General features: G+C 37.0%; 8 protein-coding genes. 1 reads left to right on the top strand and 7 read right to left on the bottom strand.

All coding sequences use genetic code 11. The features are described 5' to 3' along the window. Both WB217_RS11915 and WB217_RS11910 read right to left on the bottom strand, forming a co-directional pair. On the bottom strand, positions 1-355 hold a 355-nt coding region (locus tag WB217_RS11915; protein WP_423993440.1), incomplete at its 3' end, for a hypothetical protein. 200 nt (positions 356-555) lie between these two features. Beyond that, positions 556-1323: an STAS domain-containing protein gene (locus tag WB217_RS11910; protein WP_423993439.1), complete on the bottom strand. Its 768-nt coding sequence runs from the start codon at positions 1321-1323 to the stop codon at positions 556-558. 380 nt (positions 1324-1703) lie between these two features. Between WB217_RS11910 and WB217_RS11905 the strand changes: the two genes are divergently transcribed. Further along, positions 1704-1838 (top strand): BA3454 family stress response protein, encoded by a 135-nt coding sequence (locus WB217_RS11905; protein ID WP_423993438.1) that lies wholly within the window; start codon positions 1704-1706, stop codon positions 1836-1838. Between the two features lie 121 nt (positions 1839-1959). Here WB217_RS11905 and WB217_RS11900 read toward each other — a convergent pair whose 3' ends face one another. From WB217_RS11900 to WB217_RS11880, 5 genes are all read right to left on the bottom strand, one after another. Continuing rightward, entirely contained in the window at positions 1960-2346 is a 387-nt protein-coding gene (locus WB217_RS11900) for a VOC family protein (protein ID WP_423993437.1), read from the bottom strand. Between the two features lie 12 nt (positions 2347-2358). After that, positions 2359-2760 carry an anti-sigma regulatory factor gene (locus WB217_RS11895; RefSeq protein ID WP_423993436.1) on the bottom strand — a complete coding sequence of 134 codons (402 nt, stop codon included), beginning with the start codon at positions 2758-2760 and terminating at the stop codon, positions 2359-2361. A 4-nt stretch (positions 2761-2764) separates the two neighbouring features. Beyond that, on the bottom strand, positions 2765-3121 hold the full coding sequence (locus WB217_RS11890) for an STAS domain-containing protein (protein ID WP_207502818.1): 357 nt from the start codon (positions 3119-3121) through the stop codon (positions 2765-2767). Between the two features lie 263 nt (positions 3122-3384). Beyond that, complete coding sequence (locus tag WB217_RS11885; protein ID WP_423993435.1) at positions 3385-4386, bottom strand: LysM peptidoglycan-binding domain-containing protein; 1002 nt, start codon at positions 4384-4386, stop codon at positions 3385-3387. A gap of 364 nt (positions 4387-4750) precedes the next feature. Further along, the gene (locus WB217_RS11880; RefSeq protein ID WP_423993434.1) at positions 4751-5188 is read right to left on the bottom strand and encodes a hypothetical protein; all 438 of its coding nucleotides are present in this window, start codon (positions 5186-5188) and stop codon (positions 4751-4753) included. Between the last annotated feature and the right edge of the window lie 76 nt (positions 5189-5264).

Here is a 5264-nt window from a genome sequence, read left to right as displayed (position 1 = left end):
GACCTGTCTTATCCATATAAAAATAATTATCAAGGCTAAGGTAACCGCCAATACCGGTAATTAAGATGGTGATCAAAGTTGAAAAAGTTAAAATCAAGCTCCGTTTTTTTGATTCATATGACTTGAATAAATATATGGCAATGAATATCAATAGTACTGGTATGATCAGGAACATTGCTACCATGATGACATAGGATGACATTGGAGTGTCAAAAAACCAGTAGGATTTCTTTAAATAAAAGGACTGGTGTACAAATGCAACTAGGAATATACCAATTGGTACAGAGGCAAAAAGCAAGATAACTGCTGTAGTTACCAATATGCTCCCTGCACGGTCTGCATTGTGTTCTCTCAAAACAATCGATCCCCTTTTTCTAATCTCTCTTTTCTCTTTTAATCTATTCGACTTACAGTAAAATTTTTCCTTCTTTTTTTATAATAAAAGTAACAGGCACCCTCCAATTATTTGGAAGGTGCCTGTCACAAAACAAGACCAGTTTCATGTCTGAATCGTTGTATATGTGTCATTGATGGTGAAATAAAACTTATCAAGCTTTAGCCAAGTGATTTGTTTTCATTCTCTAAAACCTTGAGTAGACCGGTCTGTATACTTGCGAATGTAGGGTAATTAAAATCGAACTGAGAAAATGAAATTGCAGCTTCTGGAGATATACCAGCTATATAGCATTCTGCACCAATGATTCGCACTGTATCTCCTAACTTTTTGATATATGATCCTGTTTCATTATTCCACTCTGTAAGTCCACTAACATCAACTAAAACATATTTGATACGATGTTCAACTGTATATTGCAGAACCCTGTTCAAAAGCAGCTCGCCTCTGTCAAGGTCAAAATCGCCAAATAACGGAATTGCAATAGCGCTGTCCCAAATTTGCATGATTGGAACAGATAACGCCTTGATCAGCCTCTCCTTGCGCCATTCTTCTTCAGCAGTCGTCGTCACGTCCATAAGCATTACGATATATGCATGTATTTCATTATCCGAACGGACCGGGGTGATAATAATATCTGCGACAAACGTATCCTTAATATGAATTCTTGCTCTGTGGGTTGATGTTAAGCTACTCATGATATTCTCTTGTCTTGATGGAGTTATATGAAAAAAGGACATATTCAAACCGAGGATATTTTCAACTTTTTCTAAGCCGAATAAAGGCACTATATGCGATAAAAGGTTAGCAGCAGAAGGATTCATCCATACGACATTATAAGAAGTATCCGCAATTAAAATATTCTCTCCGATGCTTTCTAGTATATTCTCAGCGGGGACTGTATTCGGTAAAGAGCCTAAAGCTTTCATATTCTCTCCCTTTCGTAATGCAATTATGGGTAGTATATCATAAACATGCTTATAAAGTGATGACATGCCCTCTGTTAATTTGGACAGCAATTCTCATAAGGTTAATACGCTCTACCTTTCAGTAAATAGATAACCGCTTTGACCATTATTGACATCAAAATCTTCTTTATGCAGTTATGTCGGAATCATTAATCTATACTCCTCCTATTTTCTTGAAAGACGGTTTCAGCTCTATAGTATGTGTTCGTAATTTAATTGTATTTTTCCCCTCTACTCCTTGTCCCAAATGTTTATTCTTACACTGAAGTTGGTAATTAGAATAACATGGTAATTTTATTTAAATCATCATGATAAAACAAAATCAGAAAGGAAAATGTGAGATGAGAGAAGTGACTGTAACAGTAGATTTAATGGGCAAAAATTATTTGACCAATGTGATTGCTGAGCGTGAAACTCCAGAGGAAGAAATCATTGAAACTGCACGACAGCAGGTTTTGAAACAATGGACTGTTTAAAAAGTAAAAGGATGTTCCGCGAGCAGCAGAGCATCCTTTTTTATTGATATATTTTGAAATGTACTTATTGGATTTGCTTGATGATTCTTTTTGAAAGGAGAATGATTCGGGGAAGTAACAATCAAGCTTCATACAATTCTATTGGCAGTCCGTCTGGATCTGCGAAAAAAGTGAATTGTTTTTTTGTTAAAGGGTCATACCTTATAGGTTCTACTGTAATCCCATAAGCTTTAAGTTTTGTTATTGAAGAAGGCACATCTTCAACTTCAAAAGCGAGATGCCTCAGACCGGCTGCTTCGGGATAGCTTGGCCGCTCAGGGGCATCTGGAAAGGAAAATAATTCGATTTGGCAGTGATTTCCTACAGCTAAATCAAGTTTATATGAATGTCTATCTTCTCGATAGACCTCTGAGATCACCTTAAGCCCGAGAACGTTTATGTAAAAATCCTTGGATTTTTCATAATCAGAACATATAACTGCAACATGATGGATTTTCTTAAACTTCATATTCCTTACCGGTTATCTTGCCCATTTAATAATAGAAATTGTTGTTCCAGTTCCTGGCATGGAATCAATGTCAAAACTGTCCATTAAACGTTTAACGCCTGGGAGTCCTGCACCTAGCCCACCCGAAGTTGAATATCCATCTTGCAAAACCATGCGGATATCATTTATGCCCGGACCATTGTCGACAGCTGAAATATGAATTCCTTTTCTGCCGCTCTCTTCCAACACACTGATCGTAATTTGTCCGGTGCCCGCGTAAAGATAGATGTTTCTCGCAAGCTCCGATATCGCAGTCGTGATTCTCGCCTGGTCAACTCCGCCAAACTGCAGTTCCTTTGAAACTTCTCTCCCTTTTTGGCGGGCGAGTACTATATCAAATTCATTATTAATATTAATTAAAATTGGTTCTGTCATATGGCTAACCCTCTAACAAATGGCTTAATATCGTAATTCCTTGTTCAAGATCCAAGGCAGTGTGAACATTATCCAATGTTATGCCGAGTTCAATCAAGGTAATTGCAACAGCAGGCTGGATTCCGGTCAGCACCGCTTTTGTACCCATAAGACTAGTCATGACAATGACATCACCCAAAACTTTTGCGATAAATGAATCGATCATATCTACTGAAGTAAGATCGATTACAACCCCTTTTGCACCTGTATCCTTAATTTTATTCAGCAAATCCTCCTGAAAAGTAAGGACAGTTTGGTCATCTAATTCAACCTGTATAGAAACTAATAAATAATCTTTCAATTTTAATATAGGAATTCTCACTTCATCTATGCCTCCAAATCATTAAACTCACCAGAATTCACTATGTACAAGCACACGATATTTAAAAGTGTACGAATTCTCCAAGTGCACTTTAATAAATAAGATTTTAATTGGATTATACGTCAAAAACAGATGTATTTACAAATTTAAACTAAAATTTCCCCTCTTTTATAAAGATATAATAAATTTATACAATAAAGATAAAAAACCTCCAGAAAGGAGGTTTAAGTGTAAAAGGCTTTGGGTAAAGCTTAAAGACTATTTTAAAATGTTGTTTTTGCTCCAAGATAACGTGGCTTCCAGTAGGTATTGTTCATGTCACTGATTTCAACTCCTCTGGATGTACCAGCATGGATAAATTTATTGTTCCCAATATAAATCCCTGCATGTGAAGGGCCAATTTTATACGTTTCGAAGAATACTAAATCCCCTGCCCGCAGTGATGAAACAGGTTTTGTTGCATTCCAAATTGTTTCTACGGTGCGTGGAACCGTGATTCCAACCTTTGCGTATACATAATTCAAATATCCGCTGCAGTCAAAACCAGAGGGTGTACTGCCTGCCCAAACGTAAGGGACACCGATATATTTTTTCGCTTCAGTAATCAATGCGTTTACCTTAGAAGCTGTTGAGTACGTAGCCGTCACAGTAGCGTTTGCTACATTCGTTGTGACAGGAGCAGAAGCAGCTCCGGACAACTTCAAGACTTGGCCAGGATAAATTAAGTCTGAGTTAAGATTATTGATAGATTTTAAATCTGATAGCGATAAATTATGGCGAGCAGCAATGGTAGATAGATTGTCTCCACTCCTGACAATGTATGTGGTTGATGTCGATGCACTTGCAGTAATAGGTGACACACCTGAAACCTTCAACCTTTGTCCTGGATAGATGGCATCGGATTTTAAATCATTTAACGATTTTAGTTCAGTAATTGATAAACGATAAGTTTTTGATATTCCCCATAAAGTATCGCCTGTTTTAACGACATAAGTAGTTTCTGTTGTATTTGTGCTTATGCTTGTTGCTGAGGTATGGCTGTGCGGTGCAAGGACTGAAAGTCTCTGATTTACATAGATAGTATTAGTGGATAATTTATTCCAACTTTTTATATCATTTATAGCAACATTATATGTTTGAGAAAGCTTCCACAAAGAATCACCTGATTGAACAGTATGTAATTTTTCATGTGCGCTTGCAGAACCACTGAATGAGGTAAATAAGAATCCGGCCGTTGCAGCCACCGTCAAAATCTGTTTTTTCATGTTGAGCAACTCCTTTGATTTCTGTTACAAATTCATACTAGTGTCTAGCAATTTAGTTTTGAATCTATAATATTTGCCTGCATAGGAATAGTTTTCCTTTGGTAATAATATCGTTTTCAAAGAAAAAAGAGCCTTAAACCTTATTAATATAAGGAATTTAAGGCTCTTTTTTCCTTTTCTATGTAAAGTCTGTAACATTGTTGAAACATAAGTTTAATCTTGTTGTAATTTTTGAGTTATATGCCACCTTACCTAAACATTTGTAAACTCAAGGGGAATATGGACTAATATTTTAATGAAATATGAATTTTTGACAGGGAAAGTTATTCAACAAAAAACCCGCTATATAAGCGGGCTTTCGGTTTTACAAGTTGTTTTTAATCAGCTTGTTTGCCAGTTCATCTACTTGCTGGCCATTCCCTGTTTCTTTTACTGTGGAGGCAATTTGATTGATGATTTGGCTGCTCTCCGGACTTGTAGAAGTTGTTGAATGGAAACCTGTTCCTCCAGTGCTTGAACCACTCATTTTAGTGTCCATTCCTGAAGTGATTTCCTTCGCGAATTCGGTCAACCCAGGAGAGATCGGTCTATTAAATCCTGCTTGCTTATCGGTGTTTTGGAAAAGCTGCCTCATTCCGCCCATTCGATTCTTAAATAAATAGGCTGCTGCAGCACTTACTGCGACACCCATCAAAGAATAGGTCATGGAGCGATTCCTTTTTCTTTTATATCCGAACGTTTTCATCATGTTTTGAGGAATATTTGATCTCATTAACGTTGAAATCCATGCGGATCGATTCATTCGGCAGCACCCCTTTTTAGATTAGAGGAACAATTTTGTCCCTCCAGTTTAGTATTGGGTATCTGCGTCCGATTAT

The organism is Mesobacillus sp., from assembly GCF_049588175.1.
GTDB lineage: Bacteria > Bacillota > Bacilli > Bacillales > Cytobacillaceae > Mesobacillus.
This window is presented reverse-complemented; position numbering and strand designations above follow the sequence as displayed.

Excerpts from the sequence above, each read along its gene's own strand:
- WB217_RS11910 (WP_423993439.1), bottom strand. The coding sequence starts at position 1,323 with ATGAAAGCTTTAGGCTCTTTACCGAATACAGTCCCCGCTGAGAATATA.
- WB217_RS11905 (WP_423993438.1), top strand. The coding sequence starts at position 1,704 with ATGAGAGAAGTGACTGTAACAGTAGATTTAATGGGCAAAAATTATTTG.
- WB217_RS11900 (WP_423993437.1), bottom strand. The coding sequence starts at position 2,346 with ATGAAGTTTAAGAAAATCCATCATGTTGCAGTTATATGTTCTGATTAT.
- WB217_RS11895 (WP_423993436.1), bottom strand. The coding sequence starts at position 2,760 with ATGACAGAACCAATTTTAATTAATATTAATAATGAATTTGATATAGTA.
- WB217_RS11885 (WP_423993435.1), bottom strand. The coding sequence starts at position 4,386 with ATGAAAAAACAGATTTTGACGGTGGCTGCAACGGCCGGATTCTTATTT.
- WB217_RS11880 (WP_423993434.1), bottom strand. The coding sequence starts at position 5,188 with ATGAATCGATCCGCATGGATTTCAACGTTAATGAGATCAAATATTCCT.